General features: G+C 67.2%; 20 protein-coding genes. 11 read left to right on the forward strand and 9 right to left on the reverse strand.

Annotated elements, in window-relative coordinates; translation table 11 throughout:
• Positions 1 to 33: 33 nt before the first annotated feature.
• From PV764_RS01330 to PV764_RS01375, 10 genes are all read left to right on the forward strand, one after another.
• Entirely contained in the window at positions 34 to 2016 is a 1983-nt protein-coding gene (locus tag PV764_RS01330) for a chemotaxis protein CheA (RefSeq protein ID WP_421116026.1), read from the forward strand.
• 387 nt (positions 2017 to 2403) lie between these two features.
• Positions 2404 to 4647, forward strand: coding sequence for a methyl-accepting chemotaxis protein (locus PV764_RS01335; RefSeq protein WP_421116027.1), 2244 nt, complete (start codon positions 2404 to 2406; stop codon positions 4645 to 4647).
• 183 nt (positions 4648 to 4830) lie between these two features.
• Positions 4831 to 5610, forward strand: coding sequence for a flagellar brake protein (locus PV764_RS01340; protein WP_421116028.1), 780 nt, complete (start codon positions 4831 to 4833; stop codon positions 5608 to 5610).
• A 159-nt stretch (positions 5611 to 5769) separates the two neighbouring features.
• Positions 5770 to 6261, forward strand: coding sequence for a chemotaxis protein CheW (locus PV764_RS01345; RefSeq protein WP_019182921.1), 492 nt, complete (start codon positions 5770 to 5772; stop codon positions 6259 to 6261).
• Between the two features lie 173 nt (positions 6262 to 6434).
• Positions 6435 to 6818, forward strand: a complete 384-nt coding sequence (locus tag PV764_RS01350; protein ID WP_019182922.1) for a hypothetical protein — start codon at positions 6435 to 6437, stop codon at positions 6816 to 6818.
• Positions 6819 to 6914: 96 nt separating this feature from the next.
• Complete coding sequence (locus tag PV764_RS01355; protein WP_261997532.1) at positions 6915 to 9275, forward strand: methyl-accepting chemotaxis protein; 2361 nt, start codon at positions 6915 to 6917, stop codon at positions 9273 to 9275.
• A gap of 180 nt (positions 9276 to 9455) precedes the next feature.
• The gene (locus tag PV764_RS01360) at positions 9456 to 11726 is read left to right on the forward strand and encodes a methyl-accepting chemotaxis protein (protein ID WP_421116029.1); all 2271 of its coding nucleotides are present in this window, start codon (positions 9456 to 9458) and stop codon (positions 11724 to 11726) included.
• A gap of 53 nt (positions 11727 to 11779) precedes the next feature.
• Positions 11780 to 12640, forward strand: coding sequence for a CheR family methyltransferase (locus tag PV764_RS01365; protein ID WP_421116030.1), 861 nt, complete (start codon positions 11780 to 11782; stop codon positions 12638 to 12640).
• Entirely contained in the window at positions 12637 to 13233 is a 597-nt protein-coding gene (cheD, locus tag PV764_RS01370) for a chemoreceptor glutamine deamidase CheD (RefSeq protein ID WP_019182926.1), read from the forward strand. The genes PV764_RS01365 and cheD overlap by 4 nt, the downstream gene beginning before the upstream one ends.
• Complete coding sequence (locus PV764_RS01375; protein ID WP_070427310.1) at positions 13230 to 14300, forward strand: protein-glutamate methylesterase/protein-glutamine glutaminase; 1071 nt, start codon at positions 13230 to 13232, stop codon at positions 14298 to 14300. Before cheD ends, PV764_RS01375 begins: the two co-directional genes overlap by 4 nt.
• 23 nt (positions 14301 to 14323) lie before the next feature.
• On the opposite strand, the gene PV764_RS01380 is transcribed toward PV764_RS01375, so the two are convergent.
• The 6 genes from PV764_RS01380 to PV764_RS01405 all read right to left on the reverse strand — a co-directional run bounded on the left by PV764_RS01380 (position 14324) and on the right by PV764_RS01405 (position 20706).
• Positions 14324 to 15211 (reverse strand): amidohydrolase family protein, encoded by an 888-nt coding sequence (locus PV764_RS01380; protein ID WP_421116031.1) that lies wholly within the window; start codon positions 15209 to 15211, stop codon positions 14324 to 14326.
• Between the two features lies 1 nt (position 15212).
• Positions 15213 to 16235 (reverse strand): amidohydrolase family protein, encoded by a 1023-nt coding sequence (locus PV764_RS01385; RefSeq protein WP_421116032.1) that lies wholly within the window; start codon positions 16233 to 16235, stop codon positions 15213 to 15215.
• Between the two features lie 23 nt (positions 16236 to 16258).
• Positions 16259 to 17554 carry a carbohydrate porin gene (locus tag PV764_RS01390; protein WP_421116033.1) on the reverse strand — a complete coding sequence of 432 codons (1296 nt, stop codon included), beginning with the start codon at positions 17552 to 17554 and terminating at the stop codon, positions 16259 to 16261.
• A gap of 76 nt (positions 17555 to 17630) precedes the next feature.
• Entirely contained in the window at positions 17631 to 18944 is a 1314-nt protein-coding gene (gene dctA / locus PV764_RS01395) for a C4-dicarboxylate transporter DctA (protein ID WP_046273429.1), read from the reverse strand.
• 42 nt (positions 18945 to 18986) lie between these two features.
• Positions 18987 to 20042, reverse strand: coding sequence for a 4-oxalomesaconate tautomerase (locus PV764_RS01400; protein ID WP_343311989.1), 1056 nt, complete (start codon positions 20040 to 20042; stop codon positions 18987 to 18989).
• Complete coding sequence (locus tag PV764_RS01405; RefSeq protein WP_421116034.1) at positions 20035 to 20706, reverse strand: 4-carboxy-4-hydroxy-2-oxoadipate aldolase/oxaloacetate decarboxylase; 672 nt, start codon at positions 20704 to 20706, stop codon at positions 20035 to 20037. The genes PV764_RS01400 and PV764_RS01405 overlap by 8 nt, the downstream gene beginning before the upstream one ends.
• 101 nt (positions 20707 to 20807) lie before the next feature.
• On the opposite strand from PV764_RS01405, the gene PV764_RS01410 reads away from it, so the two are divergent.
• The gene (locus PV764_RS01410; RefSeq protein ID WP_019182934.1) at positions 20808 to 22061 is read left to right on the forward strand and encodes a LysR family transcriptional regulator; all 1254 of its coding nucleotides are present in this window, start codon (positions 20808 to 20810) and stop codon (positions 22059 to 22061) included.
• Between the two features lie 104 nt (positions 22062 to 22165).
• Here PV764_RS01410 and acnB read toward each other — a convergent pair whose 3' ends face one another.
• From acnB to PV764_RS01425, 3 genes are read right to left on the reverse strand one after another with little or no spacing between them, the layout of a single operon-like run.
• Positions 22166 to 24751 carry a bifunctional aconitate hydratase 2/2-methylisocitrate dehydratase gene (acnB, locus tag PV764_RS01415; RefSeq protein WP_421116035.1) on the reverse strand — a complete coding sequence of 862 codons (2586 nt, stop codon included), beginning with the start codon at positions 24749 to 24751 and terminating at the stop codon, positions 22166 to 22168.
• A gap of 49 nt (positions 24752 to 24800) precedes the next feature.
• Positions 24801 to 25199, reverse strand: coding sequence for a type II toxin-antitoxin system VapC family toxin (locus tag PV764_RS01420; protein WP_019182936.1), 399 nt, complete (start codon positions 25197 to 25199; stop codon positions 24801 to 24803).
• Between the two features lie 7 nt (positions 25200 to 25206).
• Positions 25207 to 25431 carry an AbrB/MazE/SpoVT family DNA-binding domain-containing protein gene (locus PV764_RS01425; RefSeq protein WP_019182937.1) on the reverse strand — a complete coding sequence of 75 codons (225 nt, stop codon included), beginning with the start codon at positions 25429 to 25431 and terminating at the stop codon, positions 25207 to 25209.
• Positions 25432 to 25667 lie beyond the last annotated feature (236 nt).

Below are 25667 nucleotides of genomic sequence, written 5' to 3' on the forward strand. Positions count from 1 at the left end.
TTTCCCTCCCCTCGCAACCGGACACCCCGCACCATGAGCATGGATCTGCAACGTTTCCACGCCACCTTCTTCGAAGAAAGCCGCGAGGGGCTGGATGCGATGGAAGCTGGCCTGCTGGCGCTCGAATCGGGCCAGCAGGACCCGGAGATCATCAACTCGGTGTTCCGCGCCGCGCACTCGATCAAGGGCGGCGCCGGCACGTTCGGCTTCGATGCGATCGCCGCGCTGACCCACGTGCTGGAAACGCTGCTGGACGAACTGCGCGCCGGCAAGCGCGCGCTGGAGCCGGCCGCGGTGGACGCGATGCTGGCCTCGGTGGACGTGCTGCGCGCCCTGCTGCGTGAAGCAGAGCATGGCCAGGCGGCAGACCCGCAGGCGGTTGCCGAGGTCAAGGCGCGCCTGGAAGCGGTGCTGTCCGGCCAGGCCGCCGCCGTGGCGCCGGTCGCCGCCGCCAAGGTCGATGACACGCCCGAGGCGTGGCAGATCGGCTTCGTGCCGGCACCGTCGCTGTTCATGAGCGGCAACGACCCGCTGCGCATCATCCGCGAGCTTGAACACCTGGGCTCGCTGCAGGTTGCCGCGCGCCTGGACCGCCTGCCCGGCTTCGACCAGCTTGATCCGCTCGAAGCGCATCTGGCCTGGGACCTGGGGCTGGTCGGCAAGGTGCCGCGCAGCAAGATCGAAGATACCTTTGCCTGGGTCGTGGACGACTGCGAACTGGACATCCGTCCGGCCGCGCCGCCGAGCCTGGCCACCAGCGCGCCGGCCGAGGCCAAGCCTGCCGTCGCCCCCGCCATCGCCCCCGCCGCACCGGCCGCAGCAGCACCGGCCCCCGCCGCACACGAAGCTGAAACCTCGATCCGCGTCAGCGTGGACAAGGTCGATGCGCTGATCAACCTGGTCGGCGAACTGGTCATCACCCAGGCCATGCTCAAGCAGGTCTCGCACGCACTGGATCCGGCACAGGCCGAGCAGTTGCTGACCGGGCTGGACCTGCTGGAACGCAATACCCGCGATCTGCAGGAAGCAGTCATCGGCGTGCGCATGCTGCCGGTGGATGCGGTGTTCCGCCGTTTCCCGCGCCTGGTCCGCGATCTCTCTTCGCGCCTGGGCAAGCACGTGCGCCTGCGCACCATCGGCGAAGGCACCGAGCTGGACAAGGGCCTGATCGAAAAGATCGCCGACCCGCTGGTGCACCTGGTCCGCAACTCGATCGATCACGGTCTGGAAATGCCGGACGTGCGTCGCGAGGCGGGCAAGGACGAAACCGGCACGATCACGCTGGCCGCCTCGCACCAGGGTGGGCACATCGTGATCGAAGTCAGTGACGACGGCCGCGGCCTGAACCGCGACAAGATCCTGTCCAAGGCGCTCGAGCGTGGCCTGAGCGTGCCGGACAACCCCACCGACGCGCAGGTCTGGGACCTGATCTTCCAGCCGGGCTTCTCCACCGCCGATGCCGTCACGGATCTGTCGGGGCGTGGCGTCGGCATGGACGTGGTCCGCCGCAACATCCAGGCACTGGGCGGTGAGGTGCAGCTGGAAAGCCAGGCCGGCAACGGCACCCGGGTGCTGATCCGCCTGCCGCTGACGCTGGCGATCCTGGACGGCATGACCGTCTCGGTGGCCGGCGAAACCCTGATCCTGCCGTTGGCCTACGTCCTCGAAGCCCTGCAGCCGCAGGCCGACGATGTGCGCACCATGGCGGGCGAAGGCCGCGTGCTGCGCGTCCGCGGCGAGTACCTGCCGATCCTCTCGCTCAGCGAGTACTACGGCTACGGCGGGCGCGCGCTGGACGATCCGCTGGTGGTCGTCGTCGAGGGCGATGGCCAGAAGATCGCGCTGGAAGTGGACGAACTGGTCGGCCAGCAGCAGGTGGTGGTCAAGAACATCGAGAACAACTACCGGCGGATCAGCGGCGTGTCCGGCGCAACCATCCTGGGCGATGGCCGGGTCGCGTTGATCGTGGACATCGGCGGCCTCGTGCGTTCGCTCAAGGTGCCGCAGGCCGCGTAACGCCGCTGCCATCGCGTTGGTCCCGACGCCGCCGCTCCCCCGGGAGCGGCGGCGTTCGTTCGTGGGCGCGCGGTCCCATGCGCGTGGGCCGGAAAGTGTGACCTTCATCCACCGCCTCGCCCTCGTGATTGCCCTGCCATCCGTTCGCCACGGTATGGCCGATCCACCCATAACCCTTGCAACAGCAACCATCGGCGACCGATGAACCGCAGCTGCGCTCGTGAAAAAAATGTGACGTCGCACTATCAAGTTGCAACGGATCGACGCCGCTATCCGAAGTAGCGACCACGGCAACCGGCTCGCGCCTGCGCTCCACCCTCTCCCACCCCGCTGATTCCGCCCAGCACCCCACGGCTGTGCGCCACTGCCCTGCCCGGAGTTTCAACCATGAAGTGGTTCCACGACCTGCCCATCGCCCGCAAGCTGGCGGTAGGGTTCACCCTCACCACGTTGATGACGCTGGCCCTGGGCAGCTTCGCCCTGGTCCGCCTGGGCGAGGCCAACGCACAGCTGCGCGCGATGAGTACCAACGACATTCCCTCGGTGCAGCACCTGGGCGAAGTGCGCGCGCAGCTCGGCGAGTTCCGCACCTACGAAATGGCGCAGCTGACCGTGCTCGACAAACCCGAGTCGGTTGCCGACTACGACAAGCGCATGGCCGACACCGGCAAGGTCGTCAACGCCGAGCTGGCCGCGTATGCCGCCCTGCCGGCCGGCGACAAGGAACGCCAGTTGTATGACGTGGTCGCCGCGCGCACCGCCGATTACTTCAAGGCCAACGGCCTGATCAAGGAAGCGATCGCCGCCGGCGACGGCGTCACCGCCCAGCAGATTTCCGATGAGCAGTCCCGCCCGGCACGCCGCGCCCTGTTCGCCGCGCTCAAGGAGCTGGGGGAGTTCAGCAATGGCGTGATGGCCAGCCGCATCGAGACGGCCAACGCTACCCACCAGAACAGCGTCTACGCGATCATCGGCTGCATCTTGCTGCTGTCGCTGCTGGCCGCCGTGATGGGCGTGGTCATCTCGCGCGCCATCACCCGCCCGCTGGGCCAGGCCGTGCACGCCATCCAGTCGGTCGCCCGTGGTGACCTGTCGGTCAACATCCAGGCCACGAGCAAGGATGAAGCAGGCAAGATGCTGGCCGCCACCCGCGACATGACCGTGATGCTGCGCCGCTTCTCCGAGCAGACCCAGCAGATGGTCGACATGCACGCCGGCCCGGACATCAGCCACCGCATCCCGGAAGATTTCCCCGGCGTGTACGGCCAGCTGGCCATCGGCATCAATACGGTGATCTTCGAGCACCTGGATGCGATCAAGGACGCGATCAACGTCCTCAACCAGTACGCCGCCGGCGACCTTTCGCCCGATGCCCGCCGCCTGCCCGGCAGCCGCGCGATCCTGCACGAATCGATGGATGCGGCCAAAGCCAGCCTGCTGGCGATCAATACCCAGATCCAGGCACTCGCCCAGGCGGCCGCGGCCGGTGACTTCACCCAGCGTGGCGATGCGACCCGCTTCGACCACGACTTCCGGGTCATGATCGAGCACCTCAACACCATGATGCAGGTCGCCGATGGCAACCTGTCCCAGCTGTCGCACCTGCTGCAGTCGATCGCCAACGGCGACCTGACCGCCCGCATGCAGGGTGAGTTCCGCGGGGTGTTCGCCTCGATGCGTGATGATGCCAACACCACGGTCGCCCAGCTGACCCGGATCGTCGGCCGCATCCAGCAGGCCTCCTCCAGCATCAGCACCGCGGCCGGCGAGATCGCGTCGGGCAACAACGACCTGTCGCGCCGTACCGAGCAGCAGGCCGCCAATCTGGAAGAAACCGCGGCTTCGATGGAGGAGCTGACCTCCACCGTGCGCCAGAACGCCGAACACGCCCGTCAGGCGAACCAGCTTGCGATCGGCGCGCACTCGGTCGCCTCGCAGGGCGGTGACGTGGTGGGCCGCGTGGTCAGCACCATGCACGAGATCGACGCCTCCTCGCGCCGCATCGCCGACATCATCACCGTGATCGACGGCATCGCCTTCCAGACCAACATCCTGGCGTTGAATGCCGCGGTGGAAGCGGCCCGTGCCGGCGAGCAGGGCCGTGGTTTCGCGGTGGTCGCCTCGGAAGTGCGCACCCTGGCCCAGCGTTCGGCCGGTGCGGCCAAGGAGATCAAGGGCCTGATCGACGAATCGGTCGGCAAGGTTGCCGAAGGCTCGCAGCTGGTCAACCAGGCCGGCGCGACTATGGGCGAAATCGTGGCCTCGGTGCAGCGCGTGACCGACATCATGGCCGAGATCTCCGCCGCCTCGCAGGAACAGTCGGCCGGCATCGAGCAGGTCAACCAGACCGTCGTGCAGATGGATGAGACCACCCAGCAGAACGCCGCGCTGGTGGAAGAAGCCACTGCCGCCGCCCGTGCCATGGAAGAACAGGCCGGTCACCTGACCGACGCTGTCGCACTGTTCAAGCTGGACAGCCACGGGCACGCGGCACCGGCCACCGTGGTCCATGCACCGGCCGCGCCACGAGCCGTCGCAGCGGCCAAGCCGCGCAGCGTCGTTGCCGCACCGCGCCGGGTCAGCCCCCGCGAACCGGCCCTGGCCAACGACACCGAGTGGCAGGAGTTCTGATCGCGCCTGCCACGTGATCACGCGCCCTTCGACACCCCGCTCCGGCGGGGTGTCGTCGTTTCGGCAGGGCCATCGCGCATCGCCGCGCTGCAATTGCCCCTACATAAATGTGAACTACTGCCGATAAACGGACAGAGCCCCGGCATCTACGCCTGCCGGCACCCGCCCAACCCAGCAGATTCCATGTCCGAAGGCAGCCTCGACGCACACGACCGCCCCCATGGCATCCACGACGATGCCACGGATGACAGGTACCTGGTCCGCAACCCCCGCCAGATCCGGCAGTTGCTGCAGGCGCTGATCGACCAGCGTTCGTTGATCAACGCCCATCTCGGCGGCCGTGACCAGTCCTTCCCCACGGCCGTCCTGGAGCTGGACGAAGACGACGACTGGCTGCTGCTCGACGGCAGCCCGTCCGAGCCCTCCAATCGCGCCGCCGAGGACGCCGGCCACCTGCTCTGCTTCGCCCAGCTGGACCGGGTGATGGTCCGCTTCCGCTTGGACGGGCTGGAGCGCGTGCGCAACGAAGGCCATGTTGCCTTCCGCGTGCCGTTCCCGCAGGAACTGGTGCATCTGCAACGCCGCGAACTGTACCGGCTGGAAACGCCGATCACCGATTCCCCGCACCTGCAGTTCCCGGTCAACGAAGATCGCAGCGAAGCGCTCCAGCTGCGCGTGGTCGACATCAGCGGCGGTGGCCTGGCCGTCACGGTGCCGGTGGACTGCAACGTGTTCTCCCTGCAGAAACGCTACGCCGCCCGGCTCGACCTCCCCGACGGCAACCCGCTGCACGTCTCGCTGATCGTCTGCAACCAGTTGGCGCTCAGACTGCCCAACGGGGCGGAGATGAAGCGGATCGGCATGCGCTTCGACGACCTCCCGCGCGGCGGCGACAGCGCGATCCAGCGCTACATCTTCCGTATCGACCGGCAGCGGAGTGCGCGGAAGAACGGGGAGAGTTGATCGCTGCTTCAACGGCATGGCGTCGCCGCATCCCTGCGGCTCATGCTCCCGACTGAAGGCAGGGTTTGGGTGGGTGGAAGCTAAAGTCGCCCCCGGGCAGGCCGATATCCAGCGTGACCCCCGGTTTTTCGACCGCCACGCCCGACCCAGGACCCCTCGATGAACGACAAGAACAGCAACGCCGCCAGCGACGGCGGCGAGTACCTCAGCTTCACCCTCGGCGCCGAGCACTACGGCGTGGACATCCTCAAAGTCCAGGAAATCCGCGGCTACGACTCCGTCACCCGCGTGCCCGATGCCCCGGATTACATCAAAGGCGTCATCAACCTGCGCGGCACCATCGTCCCCGTCATCGACCTGCGCCTCAAACTGCGCCTGGAAAATGCCACCTACGATGCCTTCACCGTGATGATCGTCCTCAACGTCGAAGACCGCGTCGTTGGCATCGTCGTGGACAGCGTCTCCGACGTCATCCCGCTCGCCGCCGACCAGATCCGCCCGACCCCCGAATTCGGCGCCGCCGTCGATACCCGCTTCATCTCCGGCATCGGCACCCAGGACGACCGGATGCTGATCCTGCTGGATATCGAAACCCTGCTCGACAGCGCCGACATGGGCCAGGCAGCGGTCATCGACGACGTCGCCGCCTGAGACAACCGTCACAGAAAAACGGCAGTCACGCCGCTGCCGCCGTCTGCAACGGCCACCGTCGAAAAAATTGCTTCAGTTCCCCCCTGACCGGCCGATAGCTGGTTTCAGAACCCGGCTGCACTGGATCGCCCATGGCCGGGCCACCTTGCCCATATCCCCGGAGAATTTTCCCGATGAAGTCCCTGCTTGCCCTGTTCTCGGTCGCCGTGATCGCCTCTTCCGCCTCCACTGCATTCGCCCAGTCCGGTGAAATGATTCCGCCGGAACTGGCACCGCGCTCGGTCGGCAAGGACGGCATGGTCTGCGGCAAGGTCGAGAAGGCCCGCTACGCCGAAGGCTCCGAAGGCCAGCCGACCTTCCTGTACATGGGCGGCGCGTTCCCGCGCCACACCTTCTCGGCCCGCATCGCCGGCGCCAACCGCGACAAGTTCAGCTTCCCGCTGGAATCGCTGGAAGGCAAGACCGTCTGCGTGATCGGCAAGATCGCCCGCGATGCCTCGCGTGCTGAAATCGAAGTCAGCTCGCCGGCCGGCCTGAAGCTGGCCAACATCAAGTAACTGCCCGTTCGCCCTGCCACGCCGGCCCTGGCCGGCGTGGTCGCTGCAACCGGCCCCGACGGCCGGACGCGTTTGCCACTGGAGACCGCACCTGCCATGCCGTGGATCAACAACCTCAAACTGATGCCCAAGTTGATGCTGACTTTCGGCGTCCTCCTGCTGGTGATGCTGCTGCAGGGCATCGTGGCCTATCGTGGCCTGCACTCACTCAACAACGTCACCACCGAACTGGCCGGCCCCCGGATGGACAGCATCCGCACCGCCGGTGAGCTGCGTGGCATGGTCGGCGAGTACCGCAACTCCGCCTACCAGGGCCTCATCCGCGCCAGCGATGACGTCAAGGCCGAAGCCAAGGCCCGCGCCGCGGAGCTTCGCACCCAGATCGACGCCTCGATCAAGAAATACCCCGCGCTGATCGACAATCCCCAGCAGAAGAAGCTGTTTGACACCTTCGCCAAGGATTGGACCGATTCGCTGGCGTCCTACGACGCCGTTACCGAAATGCTCGAGCTGGACCTGCCCGACGATGCCGTGGACACCTTCGTCGGCGAAACCCGCGCCAAGCACCGCAAGGCCTCGGCGGCGCTCGAAGCGCTGATTGCTGAAGACAACCGTCTCGCACGCGCCTCCCGCGAGGAAGCCGAATCCACCTACGCCGCCTCCGCCACGCTGACCGTCATCACCCTGCTGGGCGGCGCCGCCCTGGGCCTGGTGCTGGTGTATCTGTTTGCCCGTTCGCTGGTGGGCAGCATGCGCGGCGCCGTCTCGGTCGCCAACGATGTCGCCAGCGGCAAGCTGGACGGCCATATCGACGTCAGCCGCAAGGATGAAGTCGGCGATCTGCTGCAGGCGATGCAGCGCATGCAGCGCGACCTGCGCGAGCGCACCGAAACCGACCAGGCCATCGCCCGCGAGAACCTGCGCATCCGCACCGCGCTGGATTACAGCTCCACCGGCGTCTACCTGACCGATGCCCACCACACCATCGTCTACAGCAACCGCGCCCTGCAGCAGACCCTGAGCCAGTACGAAGCCGACATCCGCAAGGACCTGCCGGACTTCGACGCCGCCGCTTCGCTGATCGGCAAGTCGGCCGCGACGCTGGAACATGGCAGCGAAATCGATCCCCGCACGCTGGCCCAGCTGCAGCAGCACGGCGTCAGCCGCCGCCCGATGCAGTTCGGCCAGGCCCAGTTCGCCCAGGTGATCTCCTCCATCGCCAACGAGCAGGGCGAGACCGTCGGCCACGTCATCGAATGGCGCGACCGCACCCCTGAAGCCCTGGTGGAAGCCGAAGTTGCCCGCGTGATCGCCCAGGCAGCGGCCGGCGACCTCTCCGGTCGCATCGACAGCGACGGCAAGGAAGGCTTCTTCCTGCAGCTGGCCCAGCAGCTCAACGGTCTGCTGGATGCCAACTCGGCCAGTATCGAACAGGTCTCCAACCTGCTCGCCTCGCTCTCGCAGGGCGACCTGACGGTGCGCATGCACGGCGACTTCCAGGGCGTGTTCGCCCGGATGCGCGACGATGCCAACGCCACCGCCGAACAGCTCAGCGGCATCGTCACCCGGATCAAGCACTCCAGCCAGCAGATCAACTCGGCCGCCAGCGAGATCGCCACCGGCAACAGCGACCTGTCGCGCCGCACCGAGCAGCAGGCTGCCAACCTGGAAGAAACCGCCGCATCGATGGAGGAACTGACCTCCACCGTGCGCCAGAACGCCGAGCACGCCCGCCAGGCCAACCAGCTCGCCATCGGCGCACACAGCGTCGCCTCCCAGGGCGGTGATGTGGTCGGCCAGGTGGTGACCACCATGAGTGCGATCCAGACCTCGTCCAAGAAGATCGCCGAGATCATCTCGGTCATCGATGGCATCGCCTTCCAGACCAACATCCTGGCGCTGAATGCCGCGGTGGAAGCTGCGCGAGCCGGCGAGCAGGGGCGTGGTTTTGCGGTCGTCGCATCGGAAGTGCGCACCCTGGCCCAGCGCTCGGCCGGCGCGGCCAAGGAGATCAAGGGCCTGATCGACGACTCCGTCGGCAAGGTCAACGATGGCTCGGCGCTCGTGCAGAAGGCCGGCGCCACCATGGGCGAAATCGTCGCCTCGGTGCAGCGCGTGACCGACATCATGGCCGAGATTTCCGCAGCTTCGCAGGAACAGTCGGCCGGCATCGAGCAGGTCAACCAGACCGTCGTGCAGATGGATGAGACCACCCAGCAGAACGCCGCGCTGGTGGAAGAAGCCACCGCCGCTGCCCGTGCCATGGAAGAACAGGCCGGTCACCTGACCGACGCGGTGTCCATCTTCAAGCTCGACGAGCAGGAGATCGCCCCGGCGCCGGTCGTGGCCGCACCGCCGCGCGCCGTGCGTGCGCCGCTGGCGCAGGCCGCGGTACGTCGCCCGGCCTCGCGCCCGGTGGCCACCGAACTGGCCGACGGCGACTGGCAGGAGTTCTAAGCCCCGCCACGCACCACGCGGAAAGGCCCCGATGCATGCGCATCGGGGCCTTTTTTCTGCGCGTTCCACTGCGGCGCCGCCCGCAACCTGAATACGCTCAGTCGAGCGGACTCAATCGTGGCGACCTGCGGCCGATAACAGCATTGCCGCGACATGTCTGTCGATCAAAGACCCCTGCCCATGAATCTACTCAGCCGCTGGAACCAGTCCTTCTCCAACCTGTCCGTCAGGCGCAAGCTCAACCTGCTGACCGCACTCATCGCCGTCGGCGTGATCGCGCTGGCGATCATTGCTGCCCGCATGCAGTACCTGGACCTTGCCGAAACCCGCAAGGAAGCGCTGAAGACCCAGGTTGAACTCAGCTACGGCATCCTGGCGCACTACACCCGACTGGCCAGTTCCGGCGAGCTGACCGAAGAGGCTGCCAAGGCAGCGGCGTTGCAGGCGCTGGACGTGATGCGTGCCGACAATGACAGCGCGTACTACAACGTGCTCGGCACCGACTACACCCTGTTGATGCACCCCTTCGCGCGTGACCGCGTGGGCAAGGTGCAGAAGGACTACACCTCCAAGGACGGCGTGCCGATCTATCTGCAGCAGGTCGACATGGCCAGGACCGGGGGCGGCTACACGTATTACAAGACCACCAAGCCCGGTAATGACGCCCTGATCGAGAAGGTCACCTACGCCGGCATGTACGCCCCGTGGCAGTGGGTCATCACCAGCGGCGTGTACATGGATGACGTGCAGTCCGACGCATTGGCCTTCACGGCCGTGATGACCGCCAGTGGCGGCGCCGTGGTGTTGATCGTGCTGGGGCTGAGCTGGCTGATCGGCAATCGCATCACCCTGCCCCTGCGCCAGGCCACGCACGTGGCCGAAAGCATCGCCCGCGGCAAGCTGGACAGCCGCATCGGCGAGCAGGCGCACGACGAGCCCGGCCGCCTGCTGGAAAGCATGGCGCGCATGCAGGAACAGCTGCATGCGGTGATCAGCGGCCAGCGCGAGATGGCCCGCCGCCACGATGCCGGCAGCACCGGCTACCGCATGGACGAAACCGCCTTCCCCGGTGAGTACGGCCTGATGGTGCATGAAACCAATACCCTGGTCGGCGCACACGTGCAGACCATGGATGCGGTGCTGGCGGTGGTGCAGCGCTACGCGCAGGGCGACCTCAGCGCGGACATCGCGCGCTACCCCGGCGAGAAGGCCGCCATCACCGCCACCGTGGATGCGGTCAAGCAGAACCTGGGCAACATCAACGGCGAGATCCAGCGCCTGGCCGCGGCGGCCGCCGCCGGCGATTTCAGCCAGCGTGGCGACACCGCCCGCTTCGATCACGATTTCCGCCGGATGATCGGCCACCTCAACGCGATGATGCAGGTCAGCGATGACAACCTGGGCAAGCTCTCCCAGCTGCTCTCGGCGATCGCCGAGGGTGATCTGACCGCACGCATGCACGGCGACTTCCAGGGCGTGTTCGCCACCATGCGCGACGATGCCAACGCCACCGTCGCGCAGCTGACCCAGATCGTCGGCCAGATCCAGGAGGCCGCGGGCAGCATCAACCTCGCCGCCGGCGAAATCGCCACCGGCAACAGCGATCTCTCGCGCCGTACCGAGCAGCAGGCTGCCAACCTGGAAGAGACCGCGGCCTCGATGGAGGAACTCACCTCCACCGTGCGCCAGAACGCCGAGCACGCGCGCCAGGCCAACCAGCTGGCGATCGGCGCCCACACCGTGGCCACCCAGGGCGGCCATGTCGTCGGCGAAGTGGTCACCACCATGGCCGCGATCCAGACCTCCTCGAAGAAGATCGCCGAGATCATCTCGGTCATCGACGGCATCGCCTTCCAGACAAACATCCTGGCGCTGAACGCCGCGGTGGAGGCGGCACGTGCCGGGGAACAGGGACGTGGTTTTGCCGTGGTCGCCTCCGAAGTGCGCACCCTGGCCCAGCGCTCGGCGGGTGCGGCCAAGGAGATCAAGGGGCTGATCGACGACTCGGTCGGCAAGGTCGCCGAAGGCTCGCAGCTGGTCAACCAGGCCGGCGCGACCATGGGCGAGATCGTCGCCTCGGTGCAGCGCGTGACCGACATCATGGCCGAGATCTCGGCGGCCTCGCAGGAGCAGTCCGCCGGCATCGACCAGGTCAACCAGACCGTGGTGCAGATGGACGAGACCACCCAACAGAACGCCGCCCTGGTGGAAGAAGCCACGGCTGCCGCCCGCGCGATGGAAGAACAGGCCACCCAGCTGGCCGATGCCGTGGCCATCTTCCGCCTGGACGACCAGGTCGCGCAGGCCGTCAGCGCGGTCACCGCCCGCGCGGTTGCCGGGATGCCGCCGGTGCGTCCCGCCAGCCGCCCAACGCCGGCCCCGCGTGCCGCCACGCCGATGCGTCCCGCGCGCAGCACGCCGGCCGATGACGGCAACTGGCAAGAGTTCTGAGTGCCCGCGGCGATCACCCGGTCGCCGCATCCCCTTCCCCTGCGAGTCCGCCCGTGTCCACGCCCCCCGCCAACGCCGCTTCACCGAACGCTCGCGAATTCGAGTTCGCCGACCGCGACTTCCGCCGCGTCTGCGAACTGATCTACCAGCGGGTCGGCATTTCGCTGGCGCCGGCCAAGCGCGACATGGTCTACGGCCGGTTGTCGCGCCGGCTGCGGGCGCTGGGCATGCGCAGTTTCAGCGAGTACCTGGACCAGCTTGAAGCCCACGGCGGCGACGAATGGCAGGCGTTCACCAATGCGCTCACCACCAACCTGACCGCCTTCTTCCGCGAGCCGCACCACTTCGAGAAGCTGGCCGAGGAACTGCGCCTGCGCGCCGGCCAGGGCACGCTGCAGCTGTGGTCGTGCGCGGCCTCCACCGGTGAGGAGCCCTACTCGATGGCGATCACCGCCTGCGAGACCTTCGGCACGCTCAAGCCGCCGGTACGCATCCTGGCCACCGACGTGGACACCCAGGTGCTGGCCACCGCCGGCCGTGGCGTCTACGCGATCGACCGCGTCGCCGGGCTGGATCCGGCGATCCGCAAGCGCTACTTCCAGCGCGGCACCGGTCCCAACGAAGGTCACTGCCGGGTCAACCCCGCGCTGCGCGACCTGATCGACTACCGCCCGCTCAACCTGCTCGCCACCCGTTACGACGTTGGCGGCCCGTTCGATGCCCTGTTCTGCCGCAACGTGATGATCTACTTCGACAAACCCACCCAGCGCGGCATCCTCTCGCGGCTCATCCAGCACATGGGCGATGACGGCCTGCTCTACACCGGCCACTCGGAGAACTACCTGCACGCCGCCGACCTGATCCAGCCCTGTGGCCGCACGCTGTACAAACGCGCGCCGGGAGCGCCGGCATGAGTCTGCCGATCCGCAACGACGAGGTGATGCGGTATTTCGACAGCCGCTTCCAGGTCACCGCGGCCAAGCTGCTGCCGACCCAGTACCTGGCCGTGGACGACGCCACTGCGTTGACCACCACCCTGGGCTCCTGCGTGGCCGCCTGCCTGCGCGACCCGGTGCTCAAGATCGGCGGGATGAACCACTTCCTGCTGCCCGAGGGCAACGTCGGTGATGGCGCGCCTGCACGCTACGGCAGCTATGCCATGGAACTGCTGATCAACGACCTGCTCAAGCGCGGCGCCCACCGCAAGCGCCTGGAGGCCAAAGTATTCGGCGGTGCCAACGTGCTCAAGGGATTCACCAGCAATCCGGTCGGCACCCGCAACGCCGAGTTCGTCCGCCAGTACCTGCAGGCCGAGCACATCCCGATCATCGCCGAGGACCTGTGCGGCATCCACCCGCGCAAGGTGTGGTTCTTCGCCGATACCGGGCGCGTGGTGGTGCAGCGACTGCCGCACGCCCACGAAGCCGAAGTGGCCGCGACCGAATCGGCCGTGCGCGCCCGCCTGTCCAAAGCCCCCGTCACCGGTGGCGTGGAGCTGTTCGAATGAGCCACGGTGTGCCCTGCAAGGTCCTGATCGTCGACGACTCGGCGGTCGTGCGCCAGATGCTCAGCGAGATCCTCGCCAGCGATCCCGGTATCGAGGTGGTCGGCACCGCGGCCGATCCGCTGCTGGCGCGCGAGAAGATCAAGCGCCTGGCGCCGGATGTGATCACGCTGGACGTGGAAATGCCGCGCATGGACGGGCTGGCCTTCCTGGAAAACCTGATGCGCCTGCACCCCCTGCCGGTGGTGATGATTTCCTCGCTGACCGAGCGCGGTGCCGACACCACCCTGCAGGCACTGGCGCTGGGCGCGGTGGACTTCGTCTCCAAGCCCAAGCTCGACGTCGCCCGCGGTCTGCAGGGCTACGCCGAGGAGATCATCGCCAAGGTCAAGATGGCCGCGCGCTCGCGGGTGCGGCCCCTGTCGCGGCCGAACCCGCCGCGCATCACGCTCGATGCCGTTGCGCCCGTGGCCGTGCCCCGCTCCATCCAGTTCCGCACCACCGACCGCCTGATCGCCATTGGTGCCTCGGCCGGGGGTACCGAAGCCCTGCGCGTGGTGCTGGAGGGCCTGCCGGCAGACGCCCCGGCGGTGGTGATGACCCAGCATCTGCCGGCGCAGTTCAGCACGCCCTTCGCCGAGCGCCTGGACCGCCATTCGGCGATGTCGGTGCGCGAGGCCACTGACGGTGAAGCGGTGCTGCCCGGCCACGCCTACCTGCCCCCTGGCGGCAAGCACCTGCGCGTGATCCGCGACGGTGCCCGCTGGCGCTGCCGGATCGACGATGGCCCCCCGATCAACCGCCACAAGCCGGCGGTCGATGTGCTGTTCCGCTCGGTGGCCGAAAGTGCCGGGGCCAACGCCATCGGCGCCATCCTGACCGGCATGGGCGACGACGGCGCCCGCGGCCTGCTGGACCTGCGCAACGCCGGCGCCCCGACCCTGGTGCAGGACGAGGCCACCAGCGTGGTCTGGGGCATGCCCGGCAGCGCGGTGAGGATCGGCGCGGCCGAGGAAATGGTGCCGCTGGAGCGGATCGCCGAGCGCTTGATGGCGTTGGCGCGCAGCTGACCGCGGCGGACCGCCCGCTGGCCCTATGCCCAGTACAACCGCATCGGGTTGTCCACCAGCAGCTTGCGCTGCAGCTCGGCGGTCGGCGCGATCCGGGGAATGACATCCACCAGCGCGCCGTCATCGGGCATATGCGATTTCAGGTTCGGGTGCGGCCAGTCCGTGCCCCACAGCACGCGATCGGGGAAGCGCTCCACCAGATGCAGGGCGAACGGCACCACGTCGTCATAGGTCGGCGGGCCGCTCCGTGACAGACGCTCCGGGCAGCTCACCTTGCTCCACACATTCGGGTGCTCGGCCATCAGCCGCACGAACTGCTGGAACGCCGGGCCATCCACGGGTTGGGTGACGTCCGGGCGCCCCATGTGGTCCACCACCACGGTGGTCGGCAACGAGGTGAAAAAGCCCCAGCGTTCGGCCAGGTCGGCCGCCTCGAAGTAGACGACCACGTGCCAGCCCAGCGGCGCGATGCGCTCGATGATCGCGCGGTAGTAGGCATCCGGCTTGGGGTCGACCAGCCGCTTGACGAAGTTGAAGCGGACCCCGCGCACACCGGCCGCGTGCAGCGCTTGCAGCTCGGCATCGGTCACGCTGTCACGCACGGTCGCCACGCCACGGGCGCGTCCTTCCGCGCTGCGCAGGGCGTCGACCAGGGCGCTGTTGTCGGCGCCGTGGCAGGTGGCCTGTACGATCACGTTGCGCTCGAAACCCAGCCGGTCGCGCAGCGCGAACAACTGATCCTTGCCTGCATCGCACGGGGTGTACTTGCGCTCGGGGGCATACGGAAACCGGTCGCCCGGGCCGAACACGTGGCAATGCGCATCCACCGCCCCGGGCGGCGGCACGAAACCGGGCACGCTCGGGTCCGGGCAGAAATCCAGCCAGTCAGCGTCTTTCACGAACGTCGTCATCTCACAGACCCCTTGCCTTCAGCTGTGCATCCAGGCGCGGGTAGACGCGCCGCGCGTTGCCTTCGCAGACCTTGCGGCGGTCGCCTTCGGACAGGCCCAGCGCGTTCACGTAGCGCAGCGTGTCGTCGAAGAACTGCCCGGTCTCCGGGTCAATGCCCCGCACCGCGCCCACCATTTCCGAGCCGAACAGGATGTTGTCGATGTCGATGACCCTGAACAGCAGATCGATGCCCGGCTGATGATAGACGCAGGTATCGAAGAACACGTTCTTCATCACGTGCTCGTTCAGCGGCGGCTTGCCCAGCATGTCGGCCAGCCCGCGGAAGCGCCCCCAGTGGTAGGGCACCGCGCCGCCGCCATGCGGGATGATGAAGCGCAGGTCCGGGAAGTCACGGAACAGATCGCCCTGCAGGAACTGCATGAACGCCGTGGTATCGGCATTGAGGTAGTGCGCGCCGGTGGCATGGAAGTTGGCATTGCAGCTGCCCGAGACGTGCACCATCGCCGGCACGTCCAGTTCCACCATTTTCTCGAAGAACGGATACCAGGCGCGGTCGGTCAGCGGCAGGCCGGTCCAGTGTCCGCCGGACGGGTCGGGGTTGAGGTTGCAGCCGACGAAGCCGAGTTCGTTGACGCAGCGCTCCAGCTCGGCAATGGAGTGGGCGATCGGTACGCCAGGCGACTGCGGCAGCTGGCACACGCCGATGAAGGTTTCCGGGTAGAGCGCCACAACGCGGGCGATCAGGTCGTTGCAGCGGCGGGTCCACTCGGCGCTGACCCGTTCATCGCCGATGTGGTGGGCCATCGTGCTGGCGCGGGGGGAAAAGATGGTCATGTCCGCACCGCGCTCGCGCAGCAGGCGCAGCTGGTTGACCTCCACGCTCTGGCGCAGTTCCGCATCGCTGATGTCCGGATAGACCGGCACAGGCAGCGAGGGATCGTTGTAGTGCGCGATCTGCTGTTTGCGGAAGGCGTCGTGGCTGGCGGGGGCGGTCGTGTAGTGACCGTGGCAGTCGATGATCATGCAAGGGCCTCGTGGGGGAGGAATCACCAGCCGAACAGCTGGGCGAAGTGGATGTCAACGCGCAGCCCGACGATCAGCGCATCGGGGATGTCGGTGGTGCGGGTCGGCGCGTAGATGGGGTCGGGGTTGATGACGTACTGCAGGTTGGGCATCACGCGGATCCCCTTGTGCACGGCCCAGCCGTAGCTGAGTTCGGCGATGATCTCGTCCGCGTGTGACGCCCCGCTACCGCCGTTGCGGGTGCGCCGGTCGTGCAGGAAGTCGATCTGTTCATCGCTGAAATGGGTGTTGGAGACGAACATCGCCAGCGTGTCCTGCTCGCGGCCGGCGAAAGTACCGGTCTTGACGAAGCCGGCCGAGAAGAAGGTGTCGATCGGTGCTTCGTTGGCCGTGTTCACGTATGCCCGTGCGAACAGCGCGAGGTTGCGCTTGCCTTCGCCACGCCAGACGGTCTGGTCGGCCATCGCATACCCGCCCGCCCGCGCACCGTCCTGCACGGCGGTCGGTCTGCCGGTCAGCGCCGCGGAGTTGCCGTCGGCGTCGTAGTAGGAGCTCTTGCCCCCATCGCTGTTGCGGTACATGCCCAGCCGGTAGGTCCGTGGCATGCGGTCATTGGCGAAGCTGGTCTGGTAACCCACTTCATAGGCGGTGATGGTGCCGGTGCCCTCGCCCACCGAAAAGTCCAGGCCGTTCTTGCCAGCCTTGTTCAACTCGTTGTTGTAGTCGAACGCGCCGGCCTGCGCATACCAGCGCTCGCTCACGTCGTAGCGCACGATCCCGGCCCAGGACGCGTTCGGGTAGGCGGTGATGCCCAGGTCGGTGATCGCCCCATACGGGGTCAGGCACATCGCATTGCTCATGAACACGCAGTTGAGCGCGGAGCTGTTGAAGTAGCTGTTCACCGGGGCGCGCCCGGCGATGATGCTCAGGCCGTTGTCGAAGCGGTGGCGCAGGGTCAGGCGGGTCAGGCGCCCGCCGGCCACCGGCCGCCAGGTCTGCTGGGCACTGATCGAATTGCCGATTTTCTCGCGCGCCAGGTTGCGGCCGGCGAACCAGGCCCACTGCGCGTCGACCTCGGTGTTGTGGATACCCCACAGCGTGTCCAGATCCAGCTTGGACTGGGCCATCACCCAGTACGAGCCTTCGGTACCCTGCTCGACGCCGCCGACCGGATTGGAGGCGACGTTGCCGACCAGGTCCAAGGTGAGATCGACGCCATCGGGCAGACCGCCCTGGGGTGAAGAGGACGCGGCGAACGCCGGCGCCGCCAGGCTGGCAGCCACCAGCAAGGAAAGAGTGTTGCGGGAGAAACGGGACACAAGCGCCTCCTGTGCGCGGCAGGAGCCGCGCAACGGATGGATGTCGGGAGGCCGCGGCAGCGCCGCGGCGAGAGGATCAGACCGTGGCGGCGGTCAGCACGCGGCGGCGCAGCCGGCGGGTGCCGATCTGCTCGGCCAGCACCTTCTCATCCAGCTTGCCTTCCCACTTGGCGATGACCAGCACCGCGATCGCATTGCCGATCAGGTTCACGAAGGTCAGCCCCTCGGCCAGGATCCGGTGGATGCCGAGGATCAACGCGATGCTCGCCACCGGAATGGTGCCGGTCGTGCCCAGCGTCGCCGCCAGCACCACGAATGCCGCACCGGCCACGCCGGCCGCCCCTTTGGAGGTCAGCAGCAGCACCGCAATCAGGCCCAGCTGGTGCCACACGGTCAGTTCGGTGTTGGTCGCCTGGGCCAGGAACAGCGCCACGGTGGTCAGGTACAGGCAGGTGCCATCCAGGTTGAACGAGTAACCGGCGGGGATCACGAAACCGACCACGCCTTCCTCGCAGCCCAGCTTCTTCATCTTCTCGATCAGGCGCGGCAGCACCGTTTCTGTTGAGGTGGTCGCCGCGACGATCACGATCTCATCGCGCAGATAGCCCAGCAGCCGCCACAGGCTGGCGCCGGTCCACCAGCACACACTGCCCAGCACCAGCACGGTGAACAGCCCGCAGACCACGAAGAACTCGATGATCAGCTCGCCCAGCGACAGCAGCGAACCCGCGCCGAACTGGCCGACGGTGAAGGCGATCGCACCAAACGCACCGATCGGGGCGAAGTACATGATGTAGCCGATGATCTTGAACAGCGCGCCCGAGGTCGACTCGATCACCTTCATCACCGGCGCGCCGCGCTCGCCGATCGAGGCCAGCGCCACGCCGAACAGCACCGCCACGAACAGCACCTGCAGCACATGCGCTTCGGTAAAGGCGCTGACCAGCGTGTTGGGGATGATCGCCATGATGTAGGACACGATCGACTGGTCGTGCGCACTGTGCACGTAGCCCTGGATGCTGGCCATGTCGATCGTGGCCGGGTCGATGTTCATGCCGGCGCCGGGCTTCCAGACATCGACCACGACCAGGCCCACGATCAGCGCCAGGATGGTGATGACTTCGAAGTAGATGAGCGACTTCAAGGCCAGGCGGCCCACGCTGCGCATGTCGCGCATGCCGGCGATGCCATGCACCACCGTGACGAAGATGATCGGACCGATCATCATCCGGATCAGCTTGATGAACGCGTCGCCGAAGGGTTTCATCGCCGAGCCGATGTCTGGCTGCAGCCACCCCAACAACACACCGATCAGCGTACCGGCCAGCACCTGGAACCAGAGCTGGCCAACAATGCCGAAGCGGCTCGGCCGCTTCTCTACAACGGTCATATCAACCCTCCCAGGTCACAAGAATAAGGACGTCGTGCGTATTCAGTCGAACAGCACGCCGTCGAAGAGCTTCCGCGCAGTGCGCAGTACGGCGGCGCGGGACACCTGCCCGGCCGTATCCAGATCAAGCACGGCCGCGGTGCTGCCGCTGGGATGTTCGATCTCCAGCGTCTGGTGCAGGCCGCCGGGCAGCACCGCCAGGGCGTGCGCGGGTGAGTCCGGCAGCAGGCAGGCGGTGGCGACCGTCACTGCGCCGAGCACGCCGATGGAGGCGTGGCAGCGGTGCGGAATGAAGGAACGGACGCTGATCACCCCGCCCGCGCGCGGCGCGGCCACCAGCATCATCTTGGGCACCGACTGGGCACGGACATCGCCGAGCCGCATCAGCGGGCCGGCCTGCAGGCGGATGGCCTCCAACCGTGCCTTGAGCGCCTCGTCCGCATCCAGCGTGGCGCGGTCCTCATGCCCGCTGATCCCGACATCGCCGGCACGCAGCACCACGCACGGCATGCCGTTGTCGATCAGTGTCACCTGCACGCCGTCGATGACATCCACGGCCTGGCCGGTCGGCAGCAGGGCACCACAGCTGGAGCCAGCAACATCGGCGAACGCCAGCGGCACCGGCGCGGCGCTGCCAGGGACACCATCGATGCGCGCCTCACCGTCGTAGGCCACCTTGCCCTGCGGCGTCTGTACGCTGGCCACGGCGAGCGTATCGGTGTTGCACATGAAGATGCGCACCTCGGTCTGATCCGTGGTGGCGGCAACCAGCCCGCGCTCGATCGCGAACGGGCCGACCGCGGCCAGCATGTTGCCGCAGTTCTGCGCATCGCTCACCACGGCCTGGTCCACGAAAACCTGCAGGAACAGGTACTCCACGTCGGCATCGGCGCGACTGGAAGGCGCCACGACGGCGACCTTGGAGGTCAACGGATCGCCGCCGCCCATGCCATCGATCTGGCGCGGATCGGGCGAACCGAACGCACGCAGCAGGAAGGCATCACGCGCGGCCGGCTCGGCGGGCAGCTCCGACGCGAGGAAGAACCCGCCCTTGGAGGTGCCACCGCGCATCCACATCGCGCGCACTCCCTCACTCATAGCGCAGGCCCTTGGCCGCCAGGCGCTCACGCATCTGGTAGATGTCCAGGCCGAGCTCGCCGTTGGCCAGGCGTTCGCGCTTGTCGGCCTCGCGCGCCTCGCGCGCCCGTGCGTCGGCGGCTACCCGGTCTGCATCGGCACGCGGCACGATGCAGACGCCGTCATCGTCTGCGATCACCACGTCGCCCGGCTGGACCAGCGCCCCGCCGCAGACCACCGGCACATTCACCGAACCCAGCGTTTCCTTGACCGTACCCTGTGCGTGGACCGCGCGGCTCCAGACCGGAAAGCCCATCGCGGTGAGGTCACGCACGTCGCGCACGCCAGCATCGATCACCAGCCCGCGGCAGCCGCGCACCTGGGCCGAGGTCGCCAGCAGATCGCCGAAGTAGCCGTCAGTGCAATCACTGGTGGGCGCGACCACCAGTACATCGCCCTCGCGCAGCTGTTCGATCGCCACGTGCATCATCCAGTTGTCGCCCGGCGGCACCGACACAGTGACCGCGCTGCCGGCGATGCGGACGCCGCTGTAGATCGGGCGCAGCCGTGGATGCAGCAGGCCGCTGCGACCCTGCGCTTCGTGCGCGGTGGCGACACCGGCCTCTGCCAGAGCCTGAATCGCCGCCGGAGCAGCGCGTTCGATAGAAGAAACTACCCGGGACATCCATCCATCCTTCGTTGACGATGACGCAGTCTGTCGTCGCCCGGCCTGCCCCCTCAAGATCGTTTTTCGAAACAGCCATTGGATTTGGTTATAGTTGATCCATGAGCAGCCCTCTGGATCTGAACCTCAAGCATCTGCACGCCCTTGCCGCCGTCTACCACCACGGCGGCATCAGCGCCGCCGCTCCGCACGTGAACCTGTCCCAGCCGGCCCTGACCCAGGCCATCGCGCGGCTGGAGAAACAGTTGGACGCGCCGCTGTTCGACCGGCAGCCCGGTGGCATGTCGCCCACCGAGGCGGCCGACCTGCTGGTCCCCCGCATCGAACGCGCGCTGGACTACATCACGCACGGGGTCCGCGTGGCCCGTCGCGCGCAGCGGCTGCCGGCGATGCCGGCTGTCGAACGCCGCGTCACCCTGGGCCAGCTGCGCGCCCTGGCGGCGGTGGATACGGCCGGCAGCTTCACCCTGGCTGCCAGTCGCGCGGGCGTGTCGCAGCCCGCGATCTACCGTGCGGTGCACGAGTTGTCCGAGGTGATCGAAACACCGCTGACCGTGCGCCGAGGCAAGACCGTACAGCCCACTCCGGCGGCGACGCGCATGCTGCGCCTGGTCCGGCTGGCCCTGTCCGAACTCGGCGCCGGCATCGATGAACTCGCCTCGCTGCGCTCGCAGCAGGGCGGCCGGGTTTCGCTGGGGGTCATGCCGCTCGCGCGGGCGATCCTGCTGCCCCAGGTACTGGCACGCTTCGCGCGGGCCTATCCGGGCGCCACGGTGAACGTGATCGAAGGCCCCTACGCCGAACTGCTGGGCGATCTGCGCGAGGGCAGCCTGGACCTGTTGATCGGCGCGATGCGCGACAGGCTGCCGGTGCGCGATATCGCCCAGGAAGGGCTGTTCGACGACGACCCGGTCATTGTCGCGCGCAGCGGTCATCCCCTGGCCGCGACCAAGGGCTTCGGCTTTGCCCGGCTGCTGGACTACCCGTGGGTGATCGCCGCGACCGGCGCACCGGTGCGGGCGCGCTGGGAACACATGTTCCGGCAGCACGGCCACGAACCGCCGCGGCTGCGCATCGAGTGTGGTTCGGTGTTGATCACGCGCGGCCTGCTGCTTGAAGATGATTGGCTCACCTTGATGTCGCGCGATCAGTTCGTGTTCGAACGTCGCGCCGGCCTGCTCTGCGAGGTCGGGCGGGCCGGTGATGACCTGCGCCGCCGCATCGGCCTCACCACCCGCGCCGATTGGCACCCTACCCGGCTGCAGCAGGCGTTCGTGGAAACCTTCCGCCAGGTCTGTGCCGAGCGCAACGAGGTGACCGACGACGCCTGGCCGTTCCGGTTTCCAGCGACCTGATCGTGCACATGAAAAAACACCCGGCTCGCGCCGGGTGTTTTCGTGTTTCATCCATCGGCCAGTGACCGATGGGTTACCGAAGCCGGGCAGCGCCCGGCGTCGGATCAGGCAGCAACCGTACCGGCCACGTCCTGATAGTCCTCGATCTGGTCGAAGTTCATGTAGCGGTAGATGTCCTTGCTGCTGGCATCCAGCACGCCGATGTCGGCCATGTACTCTTCCTTGGTCGGGATGCGACCCAGGCGCGAGCAGATCGCGGCCAGCTCGGCCGAGCCCAGGTACACGTTGGAGTTGCGGCCCAGGCGGTTCGGGAAGTTGCGGGTCGAGGTGGAGAACACCGTCGCGCCCTCACGCACCTGCGCCTGGTTGCCCATGCACAGCGAGCAGCCCGGCATTTCCATGCGGGCACCGGCGGTGCCGAACGTGCCGTAATGGCCTTCCTTGGTCAGCTCCGAAGCATCCATCTTGGTCGGCGGGGCGACCCACAGCTTGGTCGGGATGTCGCGCTTGCCTTCCAGCAGCTTGGCCGCCGCACGGAAGTGACCGATGTTGGTCATGCACGAACCGATGAACACTTCGTCGATCGCCGCACCGGCGACGTCGGACAGCGTCTTGACGTCGTCCGGATCGTTCGGGCAGGCCACGATCGGCTCGTGGATGTCGGCCAGGTCGATCTCGATGACGGCGGCGTACTCGGCGTCGGCATCCGGCTCCAGCAGCTCCGGGTTGGCCAGCCAGGCTTCCATCTTCTCGATGCGGCGCGCCAGCGAACGGGCGTCCTGGTAACCCTCGGCAATCATCCACTTCAGCAGCGTGATGTTGCTGGTGAGGTACTCGATGATCGGCTCCTTGTTCAGGTGCACCGAGCAACCGGCCGCCGAACGCTCGGCCGAGGCATCGGAGAGTTCGAACGCCTGCTCGACCTTCAGATCCGGCAAACCCTCGATTTCCAGGATGCGACCGGAGAAGATGTTCTTCTTGCCGGCCTTGGCCACGGTCAGCAGGCCGGACTTGATCGCGTACAGCGGGATCGCGTTGACCAGGTCACGCAGGGTCACGCCCGGCTGCATCGTGCCCTTGAAGCGGACCAGCACCGATTCGGGCATGTCCAGCGGCATCACGCCGGTGGCGGCCGCGAAGGCGACCAGGCCCGAGCCGGCCGGGAACGAAATGCCCACCGGGAAACGGGTGTGCGAGTCGCCGCCGGTGCCGACGGTGTCGGGCAGCAGCATGCGGTTGAGCCAGCTGTGGATCACGCCATCGCCCGGGCGCAGCGAGATGCCGCCACGGGTGGAGATGAACTCCGGCAGGGTGTGGTGGGTCTTGACGTCCACCGGCTTCGGGTACGCGGCGGTGTGGCAGAACGACTGCATCACCAGGTCGGCCGAGAAGCCCAGGCAGGCCAGGTCCTTCAGCTCGTCACGGGTCATCGGGCCGGTGGTGTCCTGCGAGCCCACCGAGGTCATCTTCGGTTCGCAGTAGGTGCCCGGGCGCATGCCCTTGCCTTCCGGCAGGCCACAGGCGCGGCCGACCATCTTCTGCGCCAGCGAGAAGCCCTTGCCGGTATCCGGCGGGTCCATCGGCAGGCGGAACAGATCGGTCGGGGCCAGGCCCAGCGCCTCCCGCGCCTTGGCGGTCAGGCCACGGCCGATGATCAGCGGAATGCGGCCACCGGCGCGCACTTCGTCGAACAGCACGTCGGACTTGACCTTGAACTCGGCGATGACCGCACCGTCCTTGAGGGCCTTGCCGTCGTACGGGCGCAGCTCGATCACATCGCCCATGTTCATCTGCGACACGTCGAGTTCGATCGGCAGCGCGCCGGCGTCTTCCATCGTGTTGTAGAAGATCGGGGCGATCTTCGAACCCAGGCACACACCGCCGAAGCGCTTGTTCGGAATGAACGGAATATCTTCGCCGGTGAACCACAGCACCGAGTTGGTGGCCGACTTGCGGCTCGAACCGGTACCGACCACGTCGCCCACGTAGGCGACCAGGTGGCCCTTGTCCTTCAGCGATTCGATGAACTTGACCGGGCCGCGCTTGCCGTCTTCTTCCGGCTCGATGCCATCACGCTTGTTCTTCAGCATCGCCAGGGCGTGCAGCGGGATGTCCGGGCGGGTGGTGGCATCCGGGGCCGGCGACAGGTCATCGGTGTTGGTTTCGCCGGTCACCTTGAGCACGGTGATGGTCAGGCTCTCGGGCACCTGCGGGCGGCTGGTGAACCACTCCGCATCGGCCCAGCTCTGCAGCACGCCCTGGGCGTTCGCGTTGCCGGCCTTGGCCTTTTCCTGCACATCGTGGAAGGCATCGAACACCAGCAGGGTGTTCTTCAGCGCATCGGCGGCGATCGCGCCGACGATGGCGTCGTCCAGCAGCTGCACCAGCGGGGCAACGTTGTAACCACCGAGCATGGTGCCCAGCAGTTCGGTGGCGCGCTCACGCGTGATCAGCGGATTGACTTCGCTGCCCAGCGCGATCGCGGCCAGGTACGAGGCCTTGACCTTGGCGGCGTCATCGACGCCGGCCGGCACGCGGTGGGTCAGCAGTTCCAGCAGGAACTCGGCTTCGCCCGCCGGCGGGTCCTTCAGCAGCTCGATGACGTCGGCCGTCTGCTGGGCGCTCAGCGGCAGCGGCGGGATGCCAAGCGCGGCGCGCTCGGCTACGTGGTGGCGGTAGGCTTCCAACATGACAACTCCCGGGTGATTCTTTGAAAGAATGCGGTTTAAAAGTATGGGCTCAGGCGTGCGGCACGATCAGCTTCAGGCCCTTGAAGTAGTCGCGGTAAAACGTGTCGTTCCAGGTGATCAGGCCATCGCACTGCAGGAGTGCATGCGACCCGACCATGAATTCGTCCAGCCCGCGTGGCTTGGCGCCCCGCTGCCGGTGCCGGCGGTGCATCTCACCGGCGCGCAATGCGGATTTGGCCTCCAGCGGACTGAAGTGGACGCCCATTTCCTCCAGCGCCTCCTGCACTTCGGCGCCGCCGCGCAGCGACGCGCAGATCTCGGCGAGGGTCACCCCGCAGATCACCACGCGCCCGCCGACCAGGCTCTGGCGCAGGCCCGCTTCGACCGCATCAGCCTGCGGGCCATTGCTGAGCAGTTCAATCAGCACCGGTGAATCCACGGCGATCATCACGCGCTCATTCCTCGTCGCGGACCGCGCGCACGGCTGCTTCGGCCGAATCGAAACCATCCAGCGCGAACTTGCCGCGGGCACGGGAGATCGCATCGTCCACGCTCTTGCGCAGGATGATGCGGCTGCCCTCGAGCTCCACCTTCAGCTGGGTGCCCTTGGTCAGGCCAAGCGCATCACGGACCGCCTTGGGCAAGGTGATCTGCCCGCGTTCTGCAACGGTAGCTTCCATCGGTACGCCCTCCAAAGTATGCACAAATTATACATACTTCCGGGGGCATACTTCCACTGGAGTACTGATCTGGCCGCCAAGACCCTTGGCACAGAAAGGATCTGTCTCATCCGTGACATGAGGGATACATATCTCCATGTAGCCTGAGACCAACTGCCGCAGGTGGGCACCGCCCTGAATCGTTCATACTCAGGACGATCGCGGGCCCACCGGTCAGCGGCGAACGCAAGCAGGCC

This window comes from Stenotrophomonas sp. AS1 (genome assembly GCF_048957655.1).
In the GTDB taxonomy this organism is placed as follows: Bacteria; Pseudomonadota; Gammaproteobacteria; order Xanthomonadales; family Xanthomonadaceae; genus Stenotrophomonas; species Stenotrophomonas bentonitica_A.